The sequence below is a fragment of the Streptomyces sp. NPDC046876 genome, from assembly GCF_040645035.1.
Taxonomy (GTDB): domain Bacteria; phylum Actinomycetota; class Actinomycetes; order Streptomycetales; family Streptomycetaceae; genus Streptomyces.
In genome coordinates this window covers 153,531-178,971 of sequence record NZ_JBEYXK010000005.1, presented here as the reverse complement: position 1 = coordinate 178,971, position 25,441 = coordinate 153,531, and the positions used below count along the sequence as shown (strand labels likewise).

Here is a 25,441-nt window from a genome sequence, read left to right as displayed (position 1 = left end):
CGGCGGCCGGGCGCTCCGGCGACGTCGAGTCGGCCGACAGCGGCCGGGCTTCGGACCCCCGGTCCGCCACAGGTGGCGACAAGGCCGCGGGGCGTGCTGCGGGCAGCGGCTCGGCTTCCGTTTTCCAGCCGAAGAAGGCGTCGGGTCCGGTCAAGCCGTCCGGTGACGGTGACGCGGACGACAGTGAGCGCACCGCGGTCTTCCGCGCCCCGAAGCCGCCGACGGCAGGCGGCGCGGACAAGGCTGCCGCCGGGCCGGCCGGCGACGGCAAGGGCGGGAAGCCTGCGGCCGCGGACAAGCCCGTCGCGTCCCGGCCCGTGCCGCCGAAGTCCGTCGGCGGCGAGAAGGCCAGCACCTTCGTGCCGCTGCGCGCGGACGGCGGGCCCGCGAAGCCCGCCGCCGGAGCCGCACGCCCGGCGACGGCGTCGGCGTCGGCCCCGGCAAAGGCCCCGGCAAAGGCCCCGGCCGGGCTGGACCCGTCCGAGCGGACCACGCAGCAGCCGCTGCCGCCCAAGCCGCCGCTCGACATGCTGGCGGACCTCACGAACAACCCGCCCCCGCCGCCGACCCCGATGCGGACCGTCGTCCGCCGGTTCAAGATCTACGCCCCGCTGGTCGTCCTCCTGCTGATCATCCTGGCCGTCGTGCAGCTGGTGCGCCCGCTGCCCGAGCCGGCGCTGAAGATGACCGCGAAGAGCACGTACACCTTCGACGGCGCCGCCCCGAGCCTGCCCTGGCCCAAGGAGGGCCAGGCGTACATGGCGGCGTCCGGCCTCGGCACCGTCGGCACCTTCGGCGAGCAGAAGCCGATCGCGATCGGCAGCGTCGCCAAGACCATGACGGCGTACGTGATCCTGAAGAACCACCCCATGAAGAAGGGGGAGAAGGGTCCGCTGATCGACATCGACAAGATGGCGGTCGAGGACGGCAAGAAGGACTCCGAGGGCGAGTCGACGGTCAACACGCTGAGGGAGGGCGACAAGATCACCGAGTACGACGCCCTCGCCGCGATCATGATCCCGTCGGCGAACAACGTCGCGCGGCTGCTCGCCCGCTGGGACACCGGCGGCGACCAGGAGGCGTTCGTCAAGAAGATGAACGACACCGCCAGGGAACTCGGCATGACCAACACCACGTACACCGACCCCTCGGGTCTGGACGCGACGACGGTCAGCACCGCCGAGGACCAGGTCAAGCTGGGCCTGAAGGTCGTGGAGATGCCCGAGCTGATCGCGATCACCAAGCTGGTGAGCTGGGTCGACCCCTACAACAAGTCCTGGCCGAACTGGAACCACCTCATCCCCGGCAACGGCGCCCTCGGCATCAAGACCGGCTCCACCACCAAGGCCGGCGGCAACCTGCTCTTCGCCGCGGAGAAGAAGGTCGGCAAGACCAACCAGCTGATCGTCGGCGCGGTCCTCGGCCAGCATGGCGTGCCGATCCTCGACACCGCCATCGCGGCCAGCAAGGCGCTGATGCTGGCCACGCAGAAGTCGCTGGTCAGCGCGCCCGTCGTGAAGAAGGGCGACACCGTCGGGTACGTGGACGACGGCCTCGGCGGCCACACCCCGGTCGTCGCCACCGCCGACGTCGAGGCGGTCGGCTGGCCGTCGCTCAGCGTCGCGCTCAAGCTCGGCACCGGTGACGCCAAGCTCCCGCAGACCGCCAAGGCGGGCACCGAGGTCGGCGTGCTGACCGTCGGCGACGGGGCCAGCCAGGTGAAGGTGCCGGTGGCGCTGAAGAGCGACCTCGCCGCGCCGGGCCTCGGCGCCAAACTGACCCGTGTCGGCTGACGGCCGCCACCGGTGACCGTGACCGCGTGATACCGGCGCCCCGGGCAACCCCGGGGCGCCGGAGCGCGTCTAGGACCCGGAACGGGGGACGCAGGTGTTCGAACCGGGTGGGGGAGTAGGGCAGTGAGCAGTGACCACCGCTGAACAGCAGCAGAGCCCGGGGGCCGCGGCCGCCGCCGGCGGGTCCGCGGCGCCCGGGGGAGCCGCGGCGAGCGGCTCCGCGCCCGGGGTCCCGGGGTGGGCGAAGCGGCATCCGGTCGCCGTCGCGACCGCCGTCGCCGCGGTGCTGCACGTCGTCTGGTTCTTCACCTTCGCCAACAGCGGCGGCGACCTGGCCGCGCAGGACGCCTGGGCCGAGTTCGTCGGCCGGCATCCGGACTCGGCGTACAACCTCGCCTGGTACGGGGGCATGCACCCCGTCTCGTACAGCGTGGTCTCGCCGTACGTGATGTACATGATCGGCGTCAGGACGACCATGATGGTCGCCGGCACCGTCTCGGCGGGACTGCTCGCCCTGATCCTGACCCGCTGCCGCGGCGCCGTCCGCGAGCCGCTGTGGCCCGCCCTCGCCGGGGTGTACGGGCTCTTCTGCAACGCGATGTCCGGCCGGGTCACCTTCGGGCTCGGCGCGATGTTCGCGCTCGGCGCGGTCGCCGCCGTCTTCTGCTGGCCCCGCAAGTGGGCCGACCGCCGCTGGGCCAAGGCCGCGGTCGCGGCCCCGCTCGCCGGGCTCGCCACCGCCGCCAGCCCGGTCGCCGGGCTGTTCCTCGGGGTGGTTGCGGCCGCGCTGTTCCTGAGCCGGCGGCGGCCGGGGGCGTACGCGCTGGGGCTGGCCCCGGTGGCGGTGGTCGGGCTGTCGGCCTGGCTGTTCCCGTTCTCCGGGACGCAGCCGATGAAGCTGGGCTCGGCCTGGCTGCCGTTCGTGTTCGGGCTGGCCATCGCCCTGCTCGTGCCGAAGCGGTGGAAGACGGTCCGGATCGCCGCGGCCGTCTACGTCCTCGGCGTGTTCCTGACCTGGGCCATCGACTCCCAGGTCGGCTCGAACGTCACCCGGATGGTCATGCTGTTCGGCGGCGCGGTCCTGCTGGCGGCGGTGCCGTACGCCGTGCCGCGCTCGCGGCGCCGCCTCGCGGTGATCGCCGCCTTCGCCGGGCTGACCGTGTGGATCACCACCAACAGCATCACCGACATCGTCCGCACCACGCCGGTGGCCGCCTGGAACCGGGAGCTGGCCCCCCTGGTGGACCAGCTGCGCAAAGCGGGCGCCGAGCGCGGCCGCGTCGAGGTGGTCCCCGCCAGCAGCCACCGCGAGTCCTCGGCCTTCCCGGCGTACGTGAACCTCGCACGCGGCTGGAACCGGCAGGCCGACCTGGAGCGCAACCCCCTCTTCTACGACGACACCCTCAGCGCCGAGAGCTACCGGGCCTGGCTGGAGCGCTGGGCCGTGCACTACGTGGTGCTGCCCGCCGACAAACCCGACTCGGGGGGTGAGGCCGAGGCGAAGCTGGTGCGCGCGGGGCTCCCGTACCTGCAGCCGGTGTGGGGCGACGAGAACTGGCAGCTGTTCAAGGTCGACCGGCCCACGGACCTGGTGGCGGGGCCCGCCACCGTGGTCCGGGCCGGCGCGGACCAGCTGGTCATCGACGTGCAGGCGGCCGGCCGGGTACTGGTGCGGATCCCGCACTCGCCGTGGCTGGGGCTGGTGGACACCGCGGGCAGGGCGGTGCCGCCGCCGCAGGAGACCTTCGCCTCGCGGGCGGGCGCGGGTGCGCACCCGAGGGAGTACGCCAACACCGCCGGGTGCCTGTTCAAGGCGGCCCCCGACGCCGCCGGGGACGTATGGACGGAGCTGCTGGCCCCGGCGCCCGGGCAGTACCGGGTCGCGGCGAAGTACCAGCTGCCCCGGGGGACGCCCTGCCCGGAGGAACTGGTCCACGCGGCGCCGCGCCCGCGCCCGTGACGGGAGGCCGGGCCCCGGGTGCGCCCCTCCCCATATCTGCATAGGATCCCAATAAGTCCGAGTCCGATTGGGTGCTTCCCGAGGAGTTGACGACGGGATGAGCAAAGAGCAGAAGAGCGAGCTGCGCACGCCGGAGCCTGGGCACGCCCCGCAGCCGAAGGGACACGGCTTCGACGGCCCGGTGCGGAGCAAGGTCAAGGGTGGGCTGCACACCAAGGCGGCCCTGAAGCGGGCCGGCGCGCCGGTGGGCGACCGCATCGGCGAGCGCACCAAGGGCCTGAGCTAACCCGTCGACCACAAACCCCAGCCCTTCCACCCCAGGGTCCGGAAGGGCTCCCGCACGCCCAGCGTCGGACACTTGGCGCGGTATGTCCCCGCTGTACCTCTTGCCGGATTCGGTGAAACCGAAGCAGTAGGCTCCGCGGCCCCGAGTCCCAGGCCGGACAGCCTGACTGGGAGGGGCGCGGCTGGCATGCGCGGGAAAAAAACCCAATGGCGGGGCGCAATCCCGACGGCGGATAGTGGCCGCATGCCCCACCGCTCCGCGTACGTGTGCCTCTCATGCCGGGTTTCCTTCAAGCATTCCGGGCAGCGGACGCACCGCTGCCCGGAATGCCGCCGAGAGCTGCTCCTCGCCGGTGACGCCTTCGAAGCGCCGCCACAGCGGGACCGGGATGCCTGGAGGGTCGTTTCGGTCCTGCTCCATGCCGGACTGGACTTCCGGCAGGCCTGCTGCGGCTGCGGACCCGGCTACCGCCCCCGGAGCCTGCGCGAAGTGCGGGAGCGGCTCACCTACGCGCGACGCACCGGGACCCCGGTCGCGCGCGCCCTCGCCACCCCCTAGCAGCCAAACGGCCCGGACCATGATCGGTCCGGGCCGTTTGTGCTGGTGCCCCCGGCAGGATTCGAACCTGCGACACCCGCTTTAGGAGAGCGGTGCTCTATCCCCTGAGCTACGAAGGCGTGGCAGCAGCCGGTGCAGGCCCGGCCACCGCCGTCAGTGTAGCGGGTGGTGACTGATCCGTAAGCGGAGATACGGGCGCAGGGCCCGGGGGCGCTGCCTTCCACGTGTGGCGACCGGTTCGGGGAGTTCCGCCCCCGACCCGGGCCAACGGGCGCCGCACCAACGACGGCACCCATCGCAACGCGGCGACCCGGCGCCGTTTCCCCCTACCCTTGAACCCGTTCAAGGGGCCTCAACGGCCCTCTACGCCGCTGCGGACTCTTCCCGAAGGAACCGTTCATGTCCCGTCTGCGCTTTCCGGAGCTGTCGCATCTCCTGGGGGCGTACTTCCACCAGGACTTCCCTTTCGAGTACACGTCGCACGAGGAAGCGCTGGCCGACTACCTCTCCGGCGCTTCGGAGGCCGATCGCTGCAGGGCGGCGGACGAGATCCGGGAGTTCTTGAGCGCTCACGCATCGGATGCGGACCTCGAGAAGGCCGCTGCGGCGCTCGGACTCGGCGTGTCTCCGCCGCGGGGCAGGCTTCGGCGGTGGCTCGTGCAGGTGCAGGCGGCGATGCAGACGTGACGTACAACCTGCTCGTTGTGGATCGGCTTCCGGTTGAGGGGATGGGGGTGGCGGTTGCCCGGGGGGTTGGGGTGAGGGTCGGGGCGGTGGAGGTTGCCGACGCCGATGGGGATCCCGAGCTGCGGAACTGGGATGCGGACGTCTCGTGCGAATTCGTGGGTGTGCTTGGGGATTTCGCCTGGTCGTTGAGCATTTACGTTCAGGATGTGGTCGGACCGCGGCCGGGCGAGGCGGAGTTCGCCGCGCGGTTCGCCGAGGCCGCGGGGACCACGGTGTTGTATCCCGCCGTGGAGGCGCCGCCGAGCGCCTACTGGGCCGTGACGCCGGAGGGGCTCCTCACGCGGGCCCGGCTCGAGCTGTCCGACGACGAGCCGCCCGTGCTCACCGTGACCGCGGTCGAGGCGCCGGTGCCGCAGCTGCCGCGGGCGGAGGTGACGTGGTTCGAGGAGATCGTGCGGGAGCAGCGGCCCGCCACCCCGGTGGCGGAGGGATTCATCGGGGCGGTGGGTGGGCGGGCGGACCACGGGCTGCTGAGGTCCGTGACGGGTTCGCTGGTGGTGTGGGAGCGGCTCGTCCGGCAGATGGAGTCCGGGTGGGCTCCGTCGGGCTGGTACCCCGCCGACCTGTACCGGGAGCGGCTGGAGGCCCGCGACCGCCTCGAGGGGGTCGGCCTCCGGCTGCCGCCTGACGTCGCCCCGCAGCTCGAGGCGGCGCTGGGGATCTTGGACGGGCGGTTCGAGGAGCTGACGGAGCCGGATCCGGCCGGGGGGCTTCGGCGGGAGCTGACCGGCCGGCGCCCCCTTCGCGCCGGGTCCGTCGGGTGGTGGTGGTGGTTCCGGCGGCCCGGTGTCGTGCCGTGGGAGGGCGGCCGGGGGCGGTAATCGGCCATCGTGCGGGTGGAGCACGGGGTTTGGGGGGCAGCGGCTGGGAGACTGCGCTGCGTGGAGGCGTACTCGGGATCGGGTGATGTGCGGAACGGCATTTCGGGCGGGACCTTCTACGGGCCCGTGGTGATGGGGCGGGACGTCGGCGGCCGGCTCGCCGGGGGCTCCGGCTCCGGCGTGCCGCGGATGCTGCCCTTCGGGCCCGACGGGTTCGTCGACCGGGACGAGGCGCGGGCGCGGCTCGACGCGGTGCTCGCCGGGCGGGAGCGGCAGAGCGCGCCGGTGCTGGTGGTGCTGCACGGCACCGTAGGGGTCGGCAAGACCGGGCTGTTGCTGCACTGGGCGCAGCAGCTGCCCAAGGAGGCGTTCCCCGGCGGGGTGTTCTACGCCGCCATGGGCGAGGGCGTCGAGGACGCGGCCGTGCTGGAGTCGTTCATCGGGGTGCTCGGCACACCGCGGGCCGAGCTGCCCGCGACTCCCGACGCGCTGGCGGCGCGGTTTCGGAGTCTGACCGCCGACGGGGCGTGTCTGGTGGTGCTCGACGGGGTCGTCTCGGCGGCGCAGGTGAGCCGGCTCGAGCCCGGCCATCCCGGCAGCATGGTCGCCGTCACCAGCCGGTTCCGCCTCTCCGCGATCGAGCAGCAGGATCCGGCCGGGCGGCTGCCGGTCCGGCTCGCCGTGCCCGAGCTGGGGGCCGAGGCCTGCGCCGAGTTGTTCCGGACGGTCCTGGGGGATGCGGACGGTCCCGACGGCCCGTCGCTCGACGCCGTCGTACGGGCCTCCGCAGGGCTGCCGTACGTGGTGCGGATCGCCGCCGCCCGGGCCGCGGATCCGGTGTCCGACGGGGTCGAGGGGCTGGCCGCCCGCATCGCGCGGGAGAACATCCTGGAGGCGCTCGACATGCCGCGCCGCGTCTTCGACCTCGCCTACGAGGGGCTCGACCCCCACGTGCAGCGGGGGTTCCGGCTGCTGGGGGCGCATCCCACGGCGGAGTTCGCCGACGCACTGCTCGACGAGCTGGCGCCCGGCGTACGAGGGCCCCTGTACGCGGCCGGGCTGCTGGAGCGGTCCGGGCCGGGCCGCTCCCGCCTCAACGGGGTCGTACACGGCCACGCGCAGCTCCTCGCGGCCGCCGACCCGCAGGCGCCCGGACTGCTGCGGGCGGTCGTCGACTGGTACGTGCGCCGGGCCGCGGCCGCCGAGCTGCGGCTGTCCGGGCGCTGGCGGCTCGGGGCGGTCTTCTCCGGCCCCGAAGCCCCGACCGGCGTATTCGCCGACAAGGCCGAGGCCCTGGCGGCGCTGGAGCCCGACCGGCACAACCTGCTGGCCGTCGCCGAGCTCCCGCAAACCGAGCCCGGGCAGCTGTGCCTGCTGGCCGAGGCGGTGCACGGGCTGTTCCTCGACCGCGGCCACCACACCCTGTGGATCCGCATCACCCGTCTCGCCGTCGCCGCGGCCGGGGCCGCAGCGTCCGGCGACACCGCGGCCGGGGGCGCAGCCGACGGGCTGCTCCTGGCCCGGATGCACTTCGAGCTGGCCTTCGCCCTGACCGACCGCGGCTCCGCCGAGGACCTGGAGGAGGCGCGGGCCCACTACGACGCGGCCCGCGAGAGCGCCCGCCGCGCCGGCGGCCACCCGCGCACCGAGTCCTCCGCCCTGGAGGGCCTCGGCCGGATCGCGGCCGCCCGCCGGGACCCGCGGGCGGCGGCGGAGCTGTACGGGCAGGCCCTCGCCGCCCTCGGCGATACGGAACACCCGCGCGGCCGCGCCCTGTTGGCGTACCACCGCGGGACCGCGGCCAGCGCGGCCGGGGAGCACGAGCAGGCCGCCGCGCTGCTCGGCGAGGCGCTGGAGGCGTTCCTGGCGCTGCCCGAGCCGGACACGCAGAACGCGGCCAAGACCCGGCTGCGCCAGGCCATGGCCCGGCTCGCGGCCGGCCGCCCCGCCGAGGCGCTCGCCCCGCTGGCGGCGGCCATGGAGGCGTTCGCCGCGCCCTCGCTCAACCGGGCCGACGCCGTGCTCGTACGGGGGGACGCGGCCCACGCGCTCGGTGACCCGGCGGCCGCCCGGGCCGACTGGCAGGAGGCCCTGGAGCTGTACGCGTCACTGCGCAGCATCCGGGTCGAGGAGGCCCGCATCCGCCTCGCCCGCGGCGACGGCGCCCCCGGCCCCACCCGGCCCGACAGCCCCGCCGGGCCCCACGGCCCCGACAGCCCCGAGCCGCAGCTCTGAGACCGCACCCCCGACCCGGACCGTGAACGGCCCCTCCGGATCGAGGCCTTCGCCCAACAGCGCCAGCAGCACCGAACCCGCCACCCCCGGATCCACCCCGGCCGGCACCGCGAACTCCCGTCCCGACCGCAGCACCAGCCGCCCCGGCCCCGCCACCAGCACGCAGCCGGGGTTGCGGGCGAACACGCCCGCCGGATCCGCCCCCGACCGCACCACCAGCACATCGGCGAGCCCGCGCAGCCGCGGATCCGGCTCCGCGGCCTCGGCCGCCACATGCGCGTCGGGGCCCAGGTGGGGGCCGCCGCCGCGCTGCGGTTCGGCCGGGTAGCGGCGTACGCGGACCTCGCGGCCGGCGATGCGGACGTCCACGTACAGCGCCGGCGCGGCCGGACCGCGCCCCGCCGTACCGGTCGGCGACGGCACGGGAACCGGCACCGGACGGGCCACGCACGCCGACTCCGGTTCGGGAAGCCCGAGTTGGCGGTAGCACAGGGTGCGGAGCAGGGCGAGCGCGCGGCCGGGGCGCGAGGTGATGCGGTCCGCCGCGGACGGCAGGGCGACGGCCCCGGCCAGCTGGGCGGCCAGCGGCCGCAGCGGGTCCAGCCGGGGGAGCCGCTCGCCGAGCCATGCCATGGGGGAGCCCGGCGCGACGGCCTGCGGATCGAAGGCGGCGAGCAGCCCCGGCAGCCCGCGGGCGGCGGCGTACAGGGAGAGCGAGCCGTGGTCGCCGAGGAAGACGTCCGCAGCGCAGAGCGCGGCCTTCCAGGTCTGCCCGGCGGGCGGCGGCAGGACCAGCCCGGCGCGCAGCGCGGGCTCCAGCCAGTTCCGGATCTGCCAGCCGCCGTGGCCGTACCAGGCATTCGGGTGCACGGCCGCCACGACGCGGTATTCGTCGTACGGCAATTCGGCGATGGCCCGGCGCACGGTGTCGAACGAGGCGCCCAGAACGGAATTCTCGCCCCATGTGGAGGTGATCAGGAGGAGTTTCCGGCCGGGCCCCACGCCGAGGGCCTCGCGGTATTCCGCACGGAAAGGCGCGGAGGCTTCGAGCTGGTCCGCGCAGGGGTCTCCGACGACGTGGGCGTACGGGGCGGCCTCGGGGCAGTGGCGGCCGAGGCGGGCGTACTGCTCCTCGTGGGAGAGGACGATGGCGGACGGGACGACCTCACCGTCATGCAGCAGCCACTCGGCGGACAGGCCGAACGCCCCGGCCCCGGCCACATCCTCGGATTCCGGATTCTTGCTGAGTTTTTTATTGTATCCGGCGCCGTGCGGCGCCCCGATGATCGGGGCCCGGATCTTCTCCAGTTCCCCGCCGCGGCTCGTGATCACCGCGAGGTCGAATTCCCGCGCGAGCGCCTCTTTCCAGGGAATCAGGAAAAGCGCGTGTTCGGCGGCGAATTCCGCGACGCCGCCGTCCAGCGCCGAGGACCCGGTGCAGGTGAACACGGTCCGCACCCGCGGGTCGCCCTCGAAGACGGCGAGCACGTCGAGCAGCCGCGTAGCCGAGGTGACGTTGTGGATGACGCCCAGGACCGTGCGCACCGACGGCATTGTGAGCCACCGCCGCTCCGGCAGCAGTTCTCGCCCCATCCGCATCACGGCACCCACTTTCCGGAACCGCCCCCGCCACCGTCAACCCGCCGGTTAGCGTGAAGGGCATGGATGTTGCAGCGCTGGTGCAGGCAGGTGCGACGACCCTGGTGGGCCTGATGACCACCCAGGCATGGACCTCGGTCAGCGGTCGGTTCGGCCGGCTGTTCGGGCGGCCCGAAGCGGAGGCCGAACTGGGCGCCTCCCGCGCCGAACTCCTCGTGGCCCGCGCCGACGGCGACGACGCGGCAGCGGCGGGCGTCGAGCAGACGTGGCGGGACCGGCTGCGCGAGGTGCTGGAGTCCGACCCGGCCGCCGAGCGCGAGCTCGCCGCACTGTTGGACGAGGTGAATCCCGGCTGGCGCGGGACCGAGGGCCGAGCCCCGAAGATCAGCAACGCGATCAACGGCGGCACCGTCCACGGCGGGGTCGTCATGGGCGGGTACTTCGGGAGCGCCACCGCGAACGAGTCCTCCCATCGACCCCGCGAGCTTGATGTGCGGCATGAGCTCGGGCCGGAGTTTCCTTAGCTTCCCCGGCGTTTCCCGATCCGGTACGAGGCCGGGCGCCGCGGTTCGTGGGACGGTGGGCAGGAGGGCGGAGCCCCCGTCCTCCGGCTGCCCTGCGCCGCGCCGCCGCCCGAGGAATGCGAGCCACCATGGACTTCCTGCGCCCCGCCGCCTGGGAAGAGGCGCTCGCCGCCAAGGCCGCGCACCCCTCCGCCGTGCCCATCGCCGGGGGCACCGACGTGATGGTCGAGATCAACTTCGACCACCGCCGCCCCGAGTACCTCATGGACCTCACCCGCATCGGCCTGCTGCGCGAGTGGGAGGTCGGCGGGGAGACGGTCCGCCTGGGTGCGGCCGTCCCGTACACGGAGATCGTCGAGCAGCTCGCAGCCCCGCTGCCCGGGCTCGCCCTCGCCTCCCGCACGGTCGCCTCCCCGCAGATCCGCAACCGCGGCAGCGTCGGCGGCAACCTCGGCACCGCCTCCCCGGCCGGTGATGCCCACCCGGCGCTGCTCGCCGCCGGCGCCGAGGTCGAGGTGGAGTCCGTACGGGGTGCCCGGCGGATCCCGATCGACGGGTTCTTCACGGGCGTCAAGCGCAACGCCCTCGCCCCCGACGAGCTGATCAAGGCGGTCCACATCCCCACCGCGGACGGGCCCCAGCAGTTCTCCAAGGTCGGCACGCGCAATGCCATGGTCATCGCCGTCTGCGCCTTCGGCCTCGCCCTGCACCCGGCGACCCGCACCGTCCGTACGGGCATCGGCTCGGCGGCCCCGACCCCGATCCGGGCGACGACCGCCGAGGAGTTCCTCGTGGCCGCACTCGACGAGGGCGGCTTCTGGGAGTCCCGCGGGCCCCTCACCCCGTCGGTCGTGAAGCAGTTCGCCGTCCTCGCGGCCGCCTCCTGCAACCCGATCGACGACGTCCGCGGCACGGCCGCCTACCGGCGCCACGCCGTCGGTGTCCTCGCCCGCCGCCAGCTGCTGTGGACCTGGGAGGAGTACCGCGGCAACGTCAGGGCCGACTGATCCGTACCCGGAAGCTCCCGTTCGGCTGCTCGCCCACCACCGAGATGCTGACGCCCGCCTTTTCGTCGGTGAACGTCTCGCCCGGCCGGTACGGCGCGTCCGACAGCTCCCCGTGCACGTTGGGCCGGCGGGTACAGCCGCCGCTGGCTGACGCGCTGTCCGCGACGGTGACCGGGCCGCGGCCCGTGTCGACCTCGGAGTCCACCTTGTAGATCAGTACGCCGGGTTTGCAGACGGCCTCGTCGTTCCCGGCCCGGGTCCGCACCTCCACCGCGTACCCGGAGCTCGCCGACAGCGGGACGAAGGCCAGCTTGGTGCCGCCCTCGATCGCCAGCGGCGTCAGGACGTGCTCGCTGACGCCCGACGCCGAGGCGCAGGTGATCTGCGAGCCGTCGAGCCAGCCCAGCTTCCACTTGTGCCAGCCCAGCAGGTCGTTGTTGGCGCCCCAGTCCTCGCTCATGATGTCCCAGTGGCCGACCGCGCCGCCGCCGTCGGCGGTGTACAGGTCAGGCAGGCCGAAGACGTGCCCGTTCTCGTGGGGGAGCACCCGGTAGCCGGTCTCCCGGTAGGAGCCCGAGCCGTCGTCCTGGCGGCTGTAGACGAACGAGGTGTTCGCCAGCGGCACGCCGTCCGCCACCGGCGCCTCGCCGTTGCCGGAGAAGGTCACCGACAGCACCGTGTCCAGGGCGGAGGGGCCCGCGTTCGGCGTCACCAGGATGTTGACCAGGTCGTACTTGCTGAAGTCCACCTCGCTGTCGGCGGCCTTCACGATGTGCTCGACGAGCTGCCGGTAGCCCGGTTCGTACGGGGACCCGCGCTCGATCCCGTACGCGGCGAACGGCATCGGCATCCGGAGCCAGGCCTTGATCGGGGCGTCGGCCCGGTAGCTGAGCCGGCCGTAGGAGCTGGTCCGGAACCAGTCGGCGGTCTGCGGGAAGAACTCCGCCAGCCGGTCCAGCGCCGTCCCCTCGCCCTTGGCGTCGGGGAAGTCGATCATCAGGTTCAGGGCCCGGACCTCGCCGGTCGAGCGGGAGTACCCGGGGGGCGTCGGCAGGCCCTCGGACATCTGCACGCCCATCGCGCCGGAGATCCGGCAGGGCGCGAGCGCCGACTCGGCGGTCGTGGCCACGGGCCCGGCCGCCGAATGCCCGCGCCCGGATATGCCGGTGCTCGCGGTGGCGGTGACGCCGAGGGCCAGCGCGGTCAGGCCGATGTAGGCGCTTGCGCGGCGGGGCTTGCGTATCCGGTGGCGGGTCTGCGTCATGGAGATCGCCTTCGGGTCCGCGGCAGCCGGCCGGGCCCGGGCTGCACTCCGTGCGATCACCCTCCGACGGCGGCGGCGCGCCCGCGCGCCGGGTGCGGCCGAACGGGAACGGAGGCGTGACCCAGCTCACACGGGAGGGTGAAATAACCGGGGACTGGATCCCCGTTTGAACGTGTGTCCCCGGAAGCGGGGACCGGCTCCCCGGTTACGGGGTCCGCATGCCGCCGTACCGCCGTACTCCGTACCGCCGTACCGCTACCGCCGTACCGCTACCGCCGTACCGCCAGGGAGGCCACCGATGAAGCGCTCCACCGCCGCCGCGACCACGCGGGCCCCGCGTCCGCGCGCGGACGCCGTGCGCAACCGGGAGCGGATCCTGGCGGCGGCCCGCGAGATGTTCGTGGAGTTCGGCTCCAGCGCCCCGTTCGACGAGGTCGCCCGCCGGGCCGGCATCGGCAACGCCACGCTCTACCGGCACTTCCCCGACCGGGCCTCCCTCGTCCACCACGTCGTGCTGTTCGTCATGGACCGGGTCACCGCCGGCGCGCGGGAAGCCCTCGCCGCCGAACCGGACGCGTTCGCCGCACTCTGCCGGTTCACGCACGCCGCGGCGGACGAGCGGATCGGCGCCCTGTGCCCCATGCTGGACGGCGACTTCGACCGTGAGCACCCGGAACTGCTCGCCGCACGCGAGGACTTGGCGGCCGCGGTCGAGGCCCTGCTGGCGGCCGGGCAGGAGGCGGGCCTGGTCCGCAGCGACATCGGAGCCGGTGACCTGATGGTCGCCCTGTCCCAGCTCAGCCGCCCCCTGCCCGGCGTGACCTGCATGGACGTGGACACCTTCGTCCACCGCCATCTCCAGCTCTTCCTCGACGGGTTGAGGGCTCCGGCCTTCTCCGAGCTCCCCGGCTCGGCGGCCACCCTCGAGGACATGCGCCGACAGGCGCAACAGGTCACGCAGAAAGCACAGAAAACACAGAAAGCACAGAAAGCGTAGAAGGCGCAGAAGGCGCAGAAGGCGCAGAAAACCATGTGACGCCACCGGGAACGCCCGATAGCGTCACAAAGTACCTCCCAGTACCACCAAGCCGTACGAAGCCCAACCAGCCCGTACCGAGCCTGGCTCTTCCGTCATTCCGCACACCGAAGTGGGTACCCCCATGCCGAAAACCGCCGCGACAGCCGCAGCACCCCCGGCGGCTGCCGATTCCAACCGCTGGAAGGCGCTCGTCTTCATAGCCCTGGCGCAGCTCATGGTCGTCCTCGACGCGACGATCGTGAACATCGCGCTGCCCTCAGCCCAGACGGACCTCGGCATCTCCGACGGCAACCGCCAGTGGGTCATCACCGCGTACGCGCTCGCCTTCGGCGGACTGCTCCTCTTCGGCGGCCGCATCGCCGACAAGTGGGGCCGCAAGAACGCCTTCACCGTCGGCCTCATAGGCTTCGCCCTGGCCTCCGCGCTGGGCGGCGCCGCGGGCGGCCAGGCCATGATGCTGGGCGCCCGCGCCCTCCAGGGCGCGTTCGGCGCACTGCTCGCCCCCGCCGCCCTGTCCCTGCTCGCCGTCATGTTCACCGACGCCAAGGAGCGGGCCAAGGCCTTCGGCATCTACGGTGCGATCGCGGGCGGCGGCGGCGCCGTCGGCCTGATCCTGGGCGGCTTCCTCACCCAGTACCTCAACTGGCGCTGGACGTTCTTCGTGAACATCCCCTTCGCCGTCGTCGCCGCCGCGGGTGCCTGGATGGTCATCCGCGAGCCCGCCGGCGGCCGCAACCGCGCCCCGCTGGACATCCCCGGCGTGATCCTGTCCACGCTCGGCCTGGTCGCGCTCGTCTACGGCTTCACGCGCGCCGAGTCGGCCGGCTGGTCGGACGCGGTGACCGTGGTCATGTTCATCGCCTCGGCGGCCCTGCTGGCGGCGTTCGTGTTCGTCGAGTCGCAGGTGAAGTCGCCGCTGCTGCCGCTGCGCGTCCTGCTGGAGCGCAACCGGGGCGGTGTCTACCTCTCCCTGGGCCTGGCCGTCATCGCCATGTTCGGCCTGTTCCTCTTTCTCACCTACTACCTCCAGGTGGTCAAGGGCTTCTCGCCGGTCAAGACCGGTTTCGCCTTCCTGCCGATGATCGCCGGCATGATCACGGGCTCGACGCAGATCGGCGCCCGCCTGATGACCCGGGTCGCGCCGCGGCTGCTGATGGGGCCGGGCTTCCTGGTCGCCGCCACCGGCATGCTGCTGCTGACCCAGCTGGAGGTCGGGTCCTCGTACCCGCTGCTGATCCTGCCGGCGCAGCTGCTGCTCGGCCTCGGCATGGGCACGGCCTTCATGCCCGCGATGTCCCTGGCCACGCACGGGGTGGACCCGGCCGACGCCGGTGTCGCCTCCGCCATGGTCAACACCTCGCAGCAGGTCGGCGGTGCGATCGGCACCGCCCTGCTGAACACGATCGCCGCGTCGGCGACCACCGCGTACCTGACGGACCACGCGGCCGGGGTCGCGGCCGGCGGCCCGGCGGCCAAGCTGGTCCGGGCCCAGGCGATGGTGGAGGGCTACTCCACCGCGATCTGGTGGGCGGTCGGCATCCTCGTCGCCAGCGCCACCATGGCCCTGACGCTGATCAACACGGGCCGTCCCGGCTCCGCCGGCCCCGTCGCCTCCGGTGGGGGCAAGGCGGCGAAGGACGCCGAGGTGATGGTCCCGGTGATCGCCCACTGACGGGCGGCGGGGTACCGCGGGAATGACAGCCGACCCCGCGTCGTTCAAATTTGAACGACGCGGGGTCGGTCCTGTTTCTCCGGCCCCCTCGCCCGAACGAGGAGCCTCCCGTGACCCAGCAGCACCCCGCCCGGATGCCGGCGCTGTACCTCAGCCACGGCGCGCCGCCGCTGGCCGACGACCCGGTCTGGCCCGGCGAGCTCGCCGCCTGGTCCGCGGCCCTGCCCCGCCCCCGCGCGATCCTGATGGTCTCCGCGCACTGGGAGGAGGCCCCGCTCGCCCTCGGCGCCACCGAGCCCGCCCCGCTCGTGTACGACTTCTGGGGCTTTCCCGAGCACTACTACCGCGTCCGCTACGACGCCCCCGGCGCCCCCGCGCTGGCCGCCTCCGTACGGGCGCTGCTCCAGGCCCCCGGCACCCCCGTCCAGGACATCCCCGACCGCGGCCTCGACCACGGTGCGTACGTCCCGCTCGTGGAGATGTACCCGGACGCCGACGTCCCGGTCCTGCAGATCTCCCTGCCGACGCTGGACCCGCGGCGCCTGATGGACGTCGGCCGCAAGCTGGCGCCCCTGCGCGACGAGGGCGTCCTGATCGTCGGCAGCGGCTTCTTCACCCACAACCTGGCCGCGCTGCGCCACACCGGGCCCGGCGTTCCGTCCTGGTCGGCGGAGTTCGACGCCTGGGGCCGCGAGGCGCTGGAGGCCTCCGACGTCGACGCCCTGCTGGACTTCGAGGCCAAGTCCCCGGCCGGCCGCCTCGCGCACCCGCGCACCGAGCACTTCGCCCCGCTGTTCGTCGCCCTCGGGGCGGCCGACGCCACCGGCGACCTCGGCCGCCGCACGGACGCGGTGGACGGCTTCTGGATGGGTCTGTCGAAGCGCTCGGTTCAGTTCGGGTAGCGCCACGGGCAACCGCGGAGCTCCGGATCCCGTCCTGTAGGGCAGGAGTGCAGCCGCGACGCGCTGGAGAACAGGAGTCAGGCCGCCGGTCCGGCCGGGCCGTTCCCCGCGGGGTTCCGGGTCGGCCGCCGCCACCCGCCTGACCTGCACTCCTTCGCGTTCGTAACGCCCTCCGCAACGCCTGCGGGGGCCGGCGGAGCAGGATACTGCAAGATCGCGAAAAAAGGGGACCAACGTGGGAATTCTGTCCCGATTCCGTTCGTTGTCCCCTTCGGAAGCGGGCACTCGGGAGAGTGTCCAGGGACGCAGAGCCGCGTTCCAGCAGCCGCACCGCGACCTAACACTTTGCAAGGGAGCACGCATGGCAACCCGCGCCGTCGCCCGTCGTCAGACCACGGGCAGCGCCCACGCTGTGGGCGGGGAGATCGCCGACCGCGACCTGGTCGGCATGTACCTGGACGAGATCGCGCGCACCCCGCTGCTCGACGCGGCCAAGGAAGTGGAGCTCTCGCAGATCATCGAGGCGGGCGTCTACGCCCGGGAGATCCTCGACGGTGCGATAGAGCGCGAGGGGCAGGACCCGGCGCGCGAGGAGCTGGAGGTCCTGGCCGCCGAGGGGGAGCGCGCCAAGGAGATCTTCATCCGCTCCAACCTGCGCCTGGTCGTGGCCGTCGCCCGCCGCTATCCCCGCAGCGGCCTGCCCCTGCTCGACCTGATCCAGGAGGGCAACGCGGGCCTGGTCCGCGCGGTGGAGAAGTTCGACTACACCAAGGGCTTCAAGTTCTCCACGTACGCCACGTGGTGGATCCGCCAGGCCATCACCCGCTCCATCGCCGACCAGTCGCGCACCATTCGCCTGCCCGTCCACCTCGTCGAGGAGCTCGGCCGGATCCGCCGGATCCAGCGCGAGTTCAACCGGGAGAACGGCCGCGACCCCGAGCACGCGGAGATCGCCGCCGCACTGGACTCCACCGAGCAGCGCGTCGGCGACGTCCTGGACTGGGCCCGCGACCCGGTCAGCCTGAACATGTCCGTGGACGACGAGGGCGAGACGCAGTTCGGCGACCTGCTCGAGGACACCTCCGCGATCTCCCCCGAGCAGTCCGTCCTCTCCCTGCTGCGCAGCGAGGAGCTGGAGGACCTGCTCGGCAAGCTCGACCAGCGCACGGCGTCGATCATCAAGATGCGGTACGGGATCGACGACGGCCGGGAGCGGACTCTGACGGAGGTCGGCAAGCAGCACGGCCTGACCCGCGAGCGGATCCGCCAGATCGAGAAGCACGCCCTGCTGGAGCTGAAGCGCATGGCGCGCGACACCGGCTTCGACGCGGTGGCCTGACCGGGCCGGCCCACCGCGCCCCCCGCCCGGCCGGTCGACCGACCGGGCGCGGCGACACCCCGAGACCGCCCCCGGCACCATCCCCCCAGGTGCCGGGGGCTATCCCTGTCCGGCTGCGGCCCCGGCCCCGGCTCCGGCGGCCGACAGCCGGGCCGCCAGCTCCCGCGCGGCCGCCGCGAGGAACTCCGGCGCGTGCACGGTGAACGGCAGCCCCGTCAGCGCCAGCCGGGCGGCCTGCCAGTCGGGGGAGTCCCCGCTCTCGAAGCGCACCCGGCAGCCGTCGCCCGCGGGCACGGCCCCCTCGCGCAGCCAGCCCGGCAGGGCCTCGGCCGGCGCGTCGAAGGAGACGTCCACCGGGTACGTCTGGCGGCCGTGCAGCCCGCGCCGCACGAACTCCACGGCGTCCATCGGCAGGGCCCGCGGGGCGAAGCGGGCGCCGGTGGCGAAGGGCTCCGCCACCCGGTCCACGCGGAAGGTCCGCCAGTCCTCCCGCTCCAGGTCGTAGGCCACCAGGTACCAGCGGCTGCCCGTGCTCACCAGCCGGTACGGCTCCACCAGCCGCCGCGTGCGCACCCCGTCCCGCGCCTCGTACGCGAACCGCAGCCGCTCCGGCCCGGCCACCGCCGACGCCATCGTGGTCAGCGTGCGCGGATCCACGGTGGCCCCGTCCCCGCGGACCACCGCAGTCGTGGCCGACTGCAGGGCGCTCACCCGGTGGCGCAGCCGCCCCGGCAGGACCTGCTCCAGCTTGGCCAGGGCCCGTACGGAGGCCTCCTCCACGCCCTCGACGGCATGCCCGGCCCCCGCCCGCAGCCCCACGGCGATCGCGACGGCCTCCTCGTCGTCCAGCAGCAGCGGCGGCATCGCCGCCCCGGCCACCAGCCGGTACCCGCCCTCCGCGCCGAGCGTGGCCTCGACGGGGTAGCCGAGCTCGCGCAGCCGGTCGATGTCGCGGCGGATCGTGCGGGTGCTGACCCGCAGCCGCCCGGCCAGCTCGCTCCCGGGCCATTCGCGCGGGGTCTGCAGCAGGGAGAGCAGAGTCAGCAGCCGTGCGGGGGTGTCTGTCATGAAATACAGGCTGCCAGCGAAATAGGACGCAATCTGACCTACATCCCGTCTACGTTTCTCTTCATGAGCAGCGAGACGTCCATGACATCGCCCGAGCGGCAGAGCGGGCCCGTACCGGCAGAGCGGAACACCACCGTCCCCGACGCCCCAGGACCCGTATCGGCCGAGGCCGACCGCCGCAGGTGGCTGGCCCTGGCCATCGTGATGGCCGCGTCCTTCATGGACCTGGTCGACGTCACGATCGTCAACATCGCGATACCGCGGATGCGCGGCGACTTCGGCGCCTCCACCAGCGCCATCCAGTGGATCACCGCCGGGTACGCGCTGGCGTTCGCCGCCGGCCTGATCACCGGCGGCCGCCTGGGCGACATCTACGGCCGCAAGCGGCTCTTCCTCATCGGCATCTCCGGCTTCACCGCCGCGTCGCTGCTCTGCGGCATCGCCCCCAACCCCGAGGTGCTCGTCGCCTCCCGCCTCCTGCAGGGCGGCATGGCCGCGATGATGGTCCCGCAGGTGCTGGCGATCATCCACGCCACCTTCCCGCCGCACGAGCGCGGCAAGGTCTTCGGCATGTTCGGCGCGATCGTCGGCCTCGGGGCGGTCTCGGGCCCCATGCTCGGCGCGCTGCTCACCGAGTGGAACATCCTGGGCCTCGAATGGCGCCCGATCTTCCTGATCAACCTGCCCGTCGGCATCGTCGGCATCATCCTGGGCCGCCGGTTCATCAGCGAGTCCAAGGCCCCCAAGGCGCTGAAGCTGGACATCGTCGGCGTCGTGCTGGCCACCCTCGGCCTCGTCATGCTGATCTTCCCGCTGACCCACGGCCGCGAGAACGACTGGCCGCTGTGGGGCTTCGTCTCCATGGCCCTCGTGCCGTTCGTGTTCGCGGGCTTCATCGCCTACGAGAAGCACAAGATCCGCAAGGACGGGTCCCCGCTGGTCGAGCTGTCCCTCTTCAAGGTCAAGAGCTTCGCGGGCGGCATCGCCGTGCAGCTCACCTTCGGTGTGGCGACCGGCATGTTCTTCCTGGTCTGGACGCTGTACATGCAGGTGGGCCTCGGCTGGAGCGCCCTGCGTGCCGGCCTCACCGGCATCCCGTTCTCCCTCGCCGTCTCCGCCGCCGCGGGCATGTCGGTGCAGAAGCTCGTCCCGCGCTTCGGCCGCAAGGTGCTCCAGGCGGGCGCGCTCACCATGGCCGCCGGCGTCCTGCTCTACATCTGGGAGTCGCAGCGCTACGGCATGGGCATCGCCTCCTGGCAGATGGCCGCCCCCCTGATCGTCATGGGCATCGGCATGGGCCTGATCGTGGCCCCGCTGACCGACACCGTGCTGTCCGAGGTGCCGCGCGAGCACGCCGGCTCCGCCTCCGGCCTGATCAACACCACCGGGCAGATGGGCAACGCGCTCGGCCTCGCCCTCACCTCGGTCTCCTTCTTCGGCCTGATCGACGACGACACCGCCTTCGGCGCCCCCTACGCCGATGCCTTCCGCGGGGCGATGTGGTGGGTCGTGGCCGTCATGCTCGGGATCTTCGCCGTGATGTTCATGCTGCCGCGCAAGTCGCTCCCGGTGGAGCAGCGCGAAGGTGCCCCGGGCGCCGGCGCCGCCACCCCCGAGGCGGTCACGGCCTAGTCCGCCCCGGCGCCCTGCCGGCCCGCGACGGGCATGTCCGCTCCCCCCGGGGCGGGCATGCCCGTTTCGCTTTTGAACCGCGACAAAACGGGCGTACCGTAAGGCCGCATATGATCCTCACCGTCACCCCGAACCCCTCCCTCGACCGGACCTACGAGGTGCCCTCGCTGGAGCGCGGCGCGGTGCTGCGCGCCGCCGCCGACCGGGTCGACCCCGGCGGCAAGGGCGTCAACGTCTCCCGCGCGATCGCCGCCGCGGGCGGAGCCACGACGGCCGTCCTCCCGCTCGGCGGAGTCTCCGGGGCCCTCATCGCCGAACTGCTGGGCCGCCGGGGCGTGGACGTCACCGCGGTCTCGATCGCCGGGCAGACCCGCTCCAACATCACCCTCGTCGAGCCCGACGGCACCCTCACCAAGATCAACGCGCCCGGCCCCGAGATCACCCCGGGCGAATCCGAACTCCTCCTGGACACCGTCCGCACCTGCGCGAACAGCCCCGACTGGATCGCGGCCGGCGGCAGCCTCGCACCCGGCCTGCCCGACGACTGGTACGCCGGCCTCGTCGCCCGCGGCCACGAGGCCGGAGCCCGGGTCGCCCTCGACACCTCCGGCCCGGCCCTGCGCGCCGCACTGCCGGCCCGCCCCGACCTCGTCAAGCCGAACGCCGCGGAGCTCGCCGGGGCCGTGGGCCGCCCGCTGGCCACCCTGGGCGATGTCGCCAAGGCCGCTGAGGAGCTCCGCTCCCTCGGCGCGGGCGCGGTCCTGGCCTCACTCGGGGCCGACGGCCAACTGCTCGCCTGCGCCGAGGGGATCTTCCACGGCGCCGCCCCGGCGGGCGCGGTCCGCAGCAACGTCGGCGCAGGCGACGCCGCCCTGGCCGGCTTCCTCCTCGCCGGCGGCGCCGGACCCGAAGCGCTCGCCGCGGCCCTGGCCTACGGCGCGGCCGCCGTCCGGCTCCCGGGCAGCGCCCTGCCGGCTCCTGCCGACCTCAGGCCCGACGCCGTCCACGTCACCGCCCGGCCGCCGCTGGACCTGCCGCTCACCGAGCCCGCCGCACCCTGACGGCGGCGGCCGTCACCGCACCCGGGCCCGGACCTCCATCGCGCCGCGGGCGGCCGCCTCCGTCTCGTACACCTCGCACATGTGGCGCCCGTCCGGCGTGGCCGTGTGCTCGACCTCCCACAGACTGATCTCGCTCCCGTCCAGCAGGACGAACGCGTGCTCGTACAGGCTGAATCCGGCGTCCCGGCCGTCCGCGAGGCACTGCCGGGTGCCGAACGCCTGGGTGATCTGGTGCGCGTACGCCGATCTGAGCAGCACCGCCGTCGCCTCGCCGGGCCGGTCCGGGTTCTCGGCGCGCCGCAGCACCCGCCGGGCGTGGTCGGCGGACTGGTCCACCGCGTACTCCCGGTGCCGCCGGTCCGCCGCCGAGGCCGCGAACAGGGCGCTCAGCGCGGCCACGTCCTCATCGGGCCCGTCCTCCGCCGCGGCGAGCGCCCGGTCCAGCGCCGGCTCGAAGGCCGACTCCGCCGGGCTTTCGCCGAACAGCCGGGCGACGGCGAGGCGGAGCTCCGCCCGGCTCGCGAAGACCTCGTGCCGGATGGTCCGGTCCGCCTCGTGCCGGTACACCAGCTCCCACAGCGACGCGGACGTGCCGTCGGCCAGCAGGTACGTGTGCCAGTGGGTCTCCCGCCACAGCCCCGCCGCCGGGCTGTGGCGGGTCGTGTGGAGCGACGAGCTGTGGGCGAGCGCCGTCCCGAGGCGCTCGACCAACCGGTCCGGCAGGTCGAAGGAGTTGAGGGCGCGGCCCAGGAGTCGCTCGAGGTGCGCCTCGGTTGTCTCGTACGGATCGCTCAAGGTGGGTCTCCAGGCCGTCGCAGCATGTGACTTCGCGGAAGCTCAACGTAGCCCCTGGCTCTGACATCACGTCCGGGGTTCGGTAAAACGTCCGGGAGGCAACGGGGGTTCCCGCCACCCCTTCAGGTCAACTTGTGCCGGGCTCCTCATGGTTCGCCCCGGTGTGTGCCACGGCGCGGGACCATGGCCGCATGGCAACGAAAACATTGGGGGTGCCCCGCCAGCTGGGGCGGCCCCTTGCGCGAGACGAGGCCGAACCGGCGGAGACCCCCCGGGCGTTGGCCTGGCTGCTTCTGCTCACCGGGGCCGCCGGGGTGCTGGCCTCCTGGGTGATCACCCTCGACAAGTTCCTCCTGTTGGAGGACCCGGACTTCAAGCCCGCCTGCAGCCTCAACCCGGTGGTCTCCTGCGGCAGCGTCATGAAGAGCGAGCAGGCCGCGGCCTTCGGCTTCCCCAACCCCATGCTGGGGCTGGTCGCGTTCGGCGCGGTGGTGTGCGTCGGGGCGGGCCTGCTGGCCGGCGCCCGCTACCGCGGCTGGTTCTGGCTGGGGCTCAACGCCGGGACGGCCTTCGGCGTCGGCTTCTGCACGTGGCTGATGGTGCAGTCGCTCTACGAGATCAACGCGCTGTGCCTGTGGTGCTGTCTGACCTGGGTGGCCACGCTGCTGATGTTCTGGACCGTCACCGCCCACACGGTCCGCACGGGCGCCCTGCCGGCCCCCGGCCCGGTGCGCGGATTCTTCGAGGAGTTCGCCTGGGCCCCGCCCGCCCTGCACATCGGCGTGATCGGGATGCTGATCCTCACCCGGTGGTGGGAGTTCTGGACCGGCTGACCGCTCTTCCTGCGACTGCTCCTGCGGCTTTCGGCGGCCCGCGCACGGCGGGCCGCACGACATGCGAGGGCCCCGGCAGCCGGATGCTGCCGGGGCCTCGTCACATCGCTCCACGGGCGCGGGGCCCGTACCGCAGAAAGCAGGGAGGGGGAGGAGTGGGGATCAGCTGTTCGCGGAGAGGTTGCCCGACAGGATCGGGATGTTGTCCAGGATGTGCGAGAGCGACTCGTCGCCCTTGGCCTGGGTGGAGTTCTCGACGCACTGCTGGTTCATCGGGTTGGACAGGATGTTGACGTCCTGGACGCCGATCGGGACGGCGCCGATCAGCGACTGCGCGTTCACCTTGACGGGCAGGCCGATGCAGGGCTTGTTGAGGGTGCCCTGGACCAGGCTGAGCTGCGGGCTCAGGTCGCCGGCGGTCTTCTGGTTGCCGTAGATCTGCTGGGAACCGTTGCCGTTGATCGTGGTGATTCCCTCGTCGTTGCCGATGGCCATGGCCGGGGCGGCAACAGCAGCGCCCGCGCCGACGGCGGCGGCGGTGACCGCGGCAGCAGTCATGATCTTCTTGAGCATCATTGGTCCTTTTGTCGCACGAGTGCCCGCTAGTGGAGCGTCCTGGTCAACTGCCGTGTCGGGGGGTTGGTTCCGCGGCTTCACTCAATCGGCCTGCCGTGGCGCGGGTTTTCCCCGCCGCGGGTGAGTCCGCTCCGGACGCGTGCGCGAAGCCCGTACGAAGCCAGCAGGCGGGCGGCGGCCGGCGGGACTCCGGTTGCGCTCCGTAGAAGGTGTTCGCACGGTGGGCAATGAAGCGGATCGCTCGGGTCCGTTTCTGTGCGACCAGCGAAGGAACCCCCATGCACCGCTCGAAGCCGTCCCGCCTGCGCGTCCTCGTCCCGTCGACCCTCGCCGTCGTCATACTCTCCGGCGCGGCCGCCCCCGCGGGCGCCGCGGACGGTGACACCGCTGCCGACCTGAGGAAACGAGTGGAGGCCGTCAAGACGGAAGTCGACCACCGGCAGGCCAAGGCCCCGACCGGCGCGCTCGACGACCTCCTCGCCTCCATCTCCGCCACCCTGGACGGACTCGCCAAGAGCCTCCAGACCCTGCTGCCCGGGGTGACGCTGCCGCCGATCCAGCTGCCGAAGCTCCCGGACCTGCCGGAGATCCCGGAACTGCCGATCGAGATCCCAGGGCTGCCGATCACCCTGCCGCCGGTGGGGGAGGTTCCCGAGATCCCGGAGGTTCCCGAGATCCCCGAGATCCCCGAGATCCCCGAGGTCCCGGAGATCCCCGAGATCCCGCTGCCGTAGCGGGCGGCGCGGTCCCGGGCGGTCGGCCCGAACACCCGGCGCGCTGACGGTGCTTGGGTCGAAAAATTGAGCTGAACAGGTTTGATCCCCGGAAGGCCGTGTCCGTACGGGAGGTTGGACCGTTCTGCTCGGTGTGAGCCCCGGTCGGGGCAGAACGTCGAACAGAAGGTGCACTTCCCATGAACACTGCCAAGAAGGCAGCCCTGGTCCTGGCCTCTGCCGGTCTCGCCGCTGCGGGTGCCGCCGGCTCCGCGATGGCCGACGCGAACGCCGAGGGCGTGGCCGCCGGTTCCCCCGGTGTCATCTCGGGCAACCTCGTGCAGGTCCCGATCCACGTGCCGGTCAACGTCTGCGGCAACACCGTGAACATCATCGCGCTGCTGAACCCCGCGTTCGGCAACGTCTGCGTCAACGCCTGACGTAGCGGCACCACCCCTGTGGGCGCCGCCGGCCTTGCCGGCGGCGCCCACGTCGTGTGTCAGGAGCCCTGCGGAAGGCTCAGTTGCCGCCCCCGTTGAAGCTGACGCCGTGCAGCGGGCCCGAGGACTGGGTGACGCCGTTGGCCACGCCCAGGACCGTCCCCGGCACATCGTTGCGGATCTTGTTGACCTTCTGGGCGGTGCCCACGACCTTCCCGACCGTCTCGCCCTGCTCGGCGATGCCGTTGCCCAGGGTCTCCGGGGCGTGCTCGGTGACCGGTGCGAGGGCGCTGAAGGCCTCGGTGGCCCCGCTCGTCAGGCTCATGGGGGGCAGCGCGGCCGTGTTCTCGGCCGCGAAGGCGGAAGCGGAGGCGCCGAGGGCGGCAACGGAGCCGGCGATGACAGCAGCGACCTTCGTGAGCTTCATTATCGAAATCCTTTTCCAGCGGTGACCGTCGCACCGCTTTCGCTCCGGTTAACGATTCCCTGCCGCCGCGGAAACGCGTACGGAGCGCGCGCACGGCAGCGGCCGGAGAATCCGCGGGGGAATCTCCGGCCGGTATTTCTTCTGATTACC

At 73.0% G+C, this 25,441-nt stretch carries 22 protein-coding genes, 1 tRNA gene and 1 pseudogene; 18 read left to right on the top strand and 6 right to left on the bottom strand.

Translation table 11 applies throughout. The features are described from left to right. The 4 genes and pseudogenes from ABZ924_RS05515 to ABZ924_RS05500 all read left to right on the top strand — a co-directional run. Positions 1 to 1,793, top strand: a pseudogene (locus ABZ924_RS05515) (hypothetical protein); the annotation flags it as partial. A 130-nt stretch (positions 1,794 to 1,923) separates the two neighbouring features. Then, positions 1,924 to 3,753, top strand: coding sequence for an MFS transporter (locus ABZ924_RS05510; protein WP_361904447.1), 1,830 nt, complete (start codon positions 1,924 to 1,926; stop codon positions 3,751 to 3,753). A 97-nt stretch (positions 3,754 to 3,850) separates the two neighbouring features. After that, complete coding sequence (locus ABZ924_RS05505; protein WP_361904444.1) at positions 3,851 to 4,039, top strand: hypothetical protein; 189 nt, start codon at positions 3,851 to 3,853, stop codon at positions 4,037 to 4,039. Between the two features lie 243 nt (positions 4,040 to 4,282). Beyond that, positions 4,283 to 4,597 carry a deoxyxylulose-5-phosphate synthase gene (locus tag ABZ924_RS05500; RefSeq protein ID WP_361904441.1) on the top strand — a complete coding sequence of 105 codons (315 nt, stop codon included), beginning with the start codon at positions 4,283 to 4,285 and terminating at the stop codon, positions 4,595 to 4,597. 43 nt (positions 4,598 to 4,640) lie between these two features. Here the strand turns inward: ABZ924_RS05500 and ABZ924_RS05495 are convergent. Next, a tRNA-Arg gene (locus tag ABZ924_RS05495) sits at positions 4,641 to 4,716 on the bottom strand. A 280-nt stretch (positions 4,717 to 4,996) separates the two neighbouring features. On the opposite strand from ABZ924_RS05495, the gene ABZ924_RS05490 reads away from it, so the two are divergent. The 5 genes from ABZ924_RS05490 to ABZ924_RS05470 all read left to right on the top strand — a co-directional run bounded on the left by ABZ924_RS05490 (position 4,997) and on the right by ABZ924_RS05470 (position 11,530). Next, positions 4,997 to 5,284 (top strand): contact-dependent growth inhibition system immunity protein, encoded by a 288-nt coding sequence (locus ABZ924_RS05490; protein WP_361904438.1) that lies wholly within the window; start codon positions 4,997 to 4,999, stop codon positions 5,282 to 5,284. Between the two features lie 206 nt (positions 5,285 to 5,490). After that, positions 5,491 to 6,165, top strand: coding sequence for a hypothetical protein (locus ABZ924_RS05485; protein ID WP_361904435.1), 675 nt, complete (start codon positions 5,491 to 5,493; stop codon positions 6,163 to 6,165). Positions 6,166 to 6,252: 87 nt separating this feature from the next. After that, a complete protein-coding gene (locus ABZ924_RS05480) occupies positions 6,253 to 8,400 on the top strand; it encodes a hypothetical protein (RefSeq protein ID WP_361904432.1) in 2,148 nt (715 codons plus the stop codon). Positions 8,401 to 10,061: 1,661 nt separating this feature from the next. Continuing rightward, positions 10,062 to 10,523 carry a hypothetical protein gene (locus ABZ924_RS05475; RefSeq protein ID WP_361904430.1) on the top strand — a complete coding sequence of 154 codons (462 nt, stop codon included), beginning with the start codon at positions 10,062 to 10,064 and terminating at the stop codon, positions 10,521 to 10,523. Positions 10,524 to 10,651: 128 nt separating this feature from the next. After that, the gene (locus ABZ924_RS05470) at positions 10,652 to 11,530 is read left to right on the top strand and encodes a xanthine dehydrogenase family protein subunit M (protein WP_361904427.1); all 879 of its coding nucleotides are present in this window, start codon (positions 10,652 to 10,654) and stop codon (positions 11,528 to 11,530) included. Here ABZ924_RS05470 and ABZ924_RS05465 read toward each other — a convergent pair. After that, entirely contained in the window at positions 11,517 to 12,794 is a 1,278-nt protein-coding gene (locus tag ABZ924_RS05465; protein WP_361904424.1) for a M6 family metalloprotease domain-containing protein, read from the bottom strand. The genes ABZ924_RS05470 and ABZ924_RS05465 overlap by 14 nt on opposite strands. Before the next feature lie 298 nt (positions 12,795 to 13,092). On the opposite strand from ABZ924_RS05465, the gene ABZ924_RS05460 reads away from it, so the two are divergent. The 4 genes from ABZ924_RS05460 to ABZ924_RS05445 all read left to right on the top strand — a co-directional run bounded on the left by ABZ924_RS05460 (position 13,093) and on the right by ABZ924_RS05445 (position 17,746). Continuing rightward, entirely contained in the window at positions 13,093 to 13,791 is a 699-nt protein-coding gene (locus ABZ924_RS05460; RefSeq protein WP_361904421.1) for a helix-turn-helix domain-containing protein, read from the top strand. 163 nt (positions 13,792 to 13,954) lie between these two features. Beyond that, complete coding sequence (locus ABZ924_RS05455; RefSeq protein ID WP_361904419.1) at positions 13,955 to 15,505, top strand: MFS transporter; 1,551 nt, start codon at positions 13,955 to 13,957, stop codon at positions 15,503 to 15,505. Between the two features lie 134 nt (positions 15,506 to 15,639). Continuing rightward, positions 15,640 to 16,407 carry a class III extradiol ring-cleavage dioxygenase gene (locus ABZ924_RS05450; RefSeq protein WP_361904565.1) on the top strand — a complete coding sequence of 256 codons (768 nt, stop codon included), beginning with the start codon at positions 15,640 to 15,642 and terminating at the stop codon, positions 16,405 to 16,407. A 361-nt stretch (positions 16,408 to 16,768) separates the two neighbouring features. Next, positions 16,769 to 17,746 carry a sigma-70 family RNA polymerase sigma factor gene (locus tag ABZ924_RS05445; RefSeq protein WP_361904416.1) on the top strand — a complete coding sequence of 326 codons (978 nt, stop codon included), beginning with the start codon at positions 16,769 to 16,771 and terminating at the stop codon, positions 17,744 to 17,746. Between the two features lie 99 nt (positions 17,747 to 17,845). Here the strand turns inward: ABZ924_RS05445 and ABZ924_RS05440 are convergent, their stop codons facing one another. Further along, positions 17,846 to 18,814 (bottom strand): YafY family protein, encoded by a 969-nt coding sequence (locus tag ABZ924_RS05440; protein ID WP_361904413.1) that lies wholly within the window; start codon positions 18,812 to 18,814, stop codon positions 17,846 to 17,848. Positions 18,815 to 18,877: 63 nt separating this feature from the next. On the opposite strand from ABZ924_RS05440, the gene ABZ924_RS05435 reads away from it, so the two are divergent. Next, positions 18,878 to 20,446 (top strand): MFS transporter, encoded by a 1,569-nt coding sequence (locus ABZ924_RS05435; RefSeq protein WP_361904410.1) that lies wholly within the window; start codon positions 18,878 to 18,880, stop codon positions 20,444 to 20,446. A 110-nt stretch (positions 20,447 to 20,556) separates the two neighbouring features. After that, a complete protein-coding gene (gene pfkB, locus ABZ924_RS05430) occupies positions 20,557 to 21,507 on the top strand; it encodes a 1-phosphofructokinase (RefSeq protein ID WP_361904407.1) in 951 nt (316 codons plus the stop codon). Between the two features lie 12 nt (positions 21,508 to 21,519). Here pfkB and ABZ924_RS05425 read toward each other — a convergent pair whose 3' ends face one another. Continuing rightward, a complete protein-coding gene (locus tag ABZ924_RS05425) occupies positions 21,520 to 22,302 on the bottom strand; it encodes a DUF6227 family protein (protein ID WP_361904404.1) in 783 nt (260 codons plus the stop codon). A 191-nt stretch (positions 22,303 to 22,493) separates the two neighbouring features. Here ABZ924_RS05425 and ABZ924_RS05420 point away from each other — a divergent pair, with 191 nt between their 5' ends. Beyond that, positions 22,494 to 23,135 (top strand): vitamin K epoxide reductase family protein, encoded by a 642-nt coding sequence (locus ABZ924_RS05420; protein WP_361904401.1) that lies wholly within the window; start codon positions 22,494 to 22,496, stop codon positions 23,133 to 23,135. A 162-nt stretch (positions 23,136 to 23,297) separates the two neighbouring features. Here ABZ924_RS05420 and ABZ924_RS05415 read toward each other — a convergent pair whose 3' ends face one another. Continuing rightward, positions 23,298 to 23,708, bottom strand: a complete 411-nt coding sequence (locus tag ABZ924_RS05415; protein ID WP_361904398.1) for a rodlin — start codon at positions 23,706 to 23,708, stop codon at positions 23,298 to 23,300. A 281-nt stretch (positions 23,709 to 23,989) separates the two neighbouring features. Here ABZ924_RS05415 and ABZ924_RS05410 point away from each other — a divergent pair, with 281 nt between their 5' ends. Both ABZ924_RS05410 and ABZ924_RS05405 read left to right on the top strand, forming a co-directional pair. Continuing rightward, positions 23,990 to 24,445, top strand: a complete 456-nt coding sequence (locus ABZ924_RS05410; protein WP_361904396.1) for a hypothetical protein — start codon at positions 23,990 to 23,992, stop codon at positions 24,443 to 24,445. Between the two features lie 179 nt (positions 24,446 to 24,624). Then, positions 24,625 to 24,864 (top strand): chaplin, encoded by a 240-nt coding sequence (locus ABZ924_RS05405; protein WP_361904393.1) that lies wholly within the window; start codon positions 24,625 to 24,627, stop codon positions 24,862 to 24,864. 79 nt (positions 24,865 to 24,943) lie between these two features. On the opposite strand, the gene ABZ924_RS05400 is transcribed toward ABZ924_RS05405, so the two are convergent. Beyond that, positions 24,944 to 25,291, bottom strand: coding sequence for a hypothetical protein (locus tag ABZ924_RS05400; RefSeq protein ID WP_361904390.1), 348 nt, complete (start codon positions 25,289 to 25,291; stop codon positions 24,944 to 24,946). Positions 25,292 to 25,441: the final 150 nt, after the last annotated feature.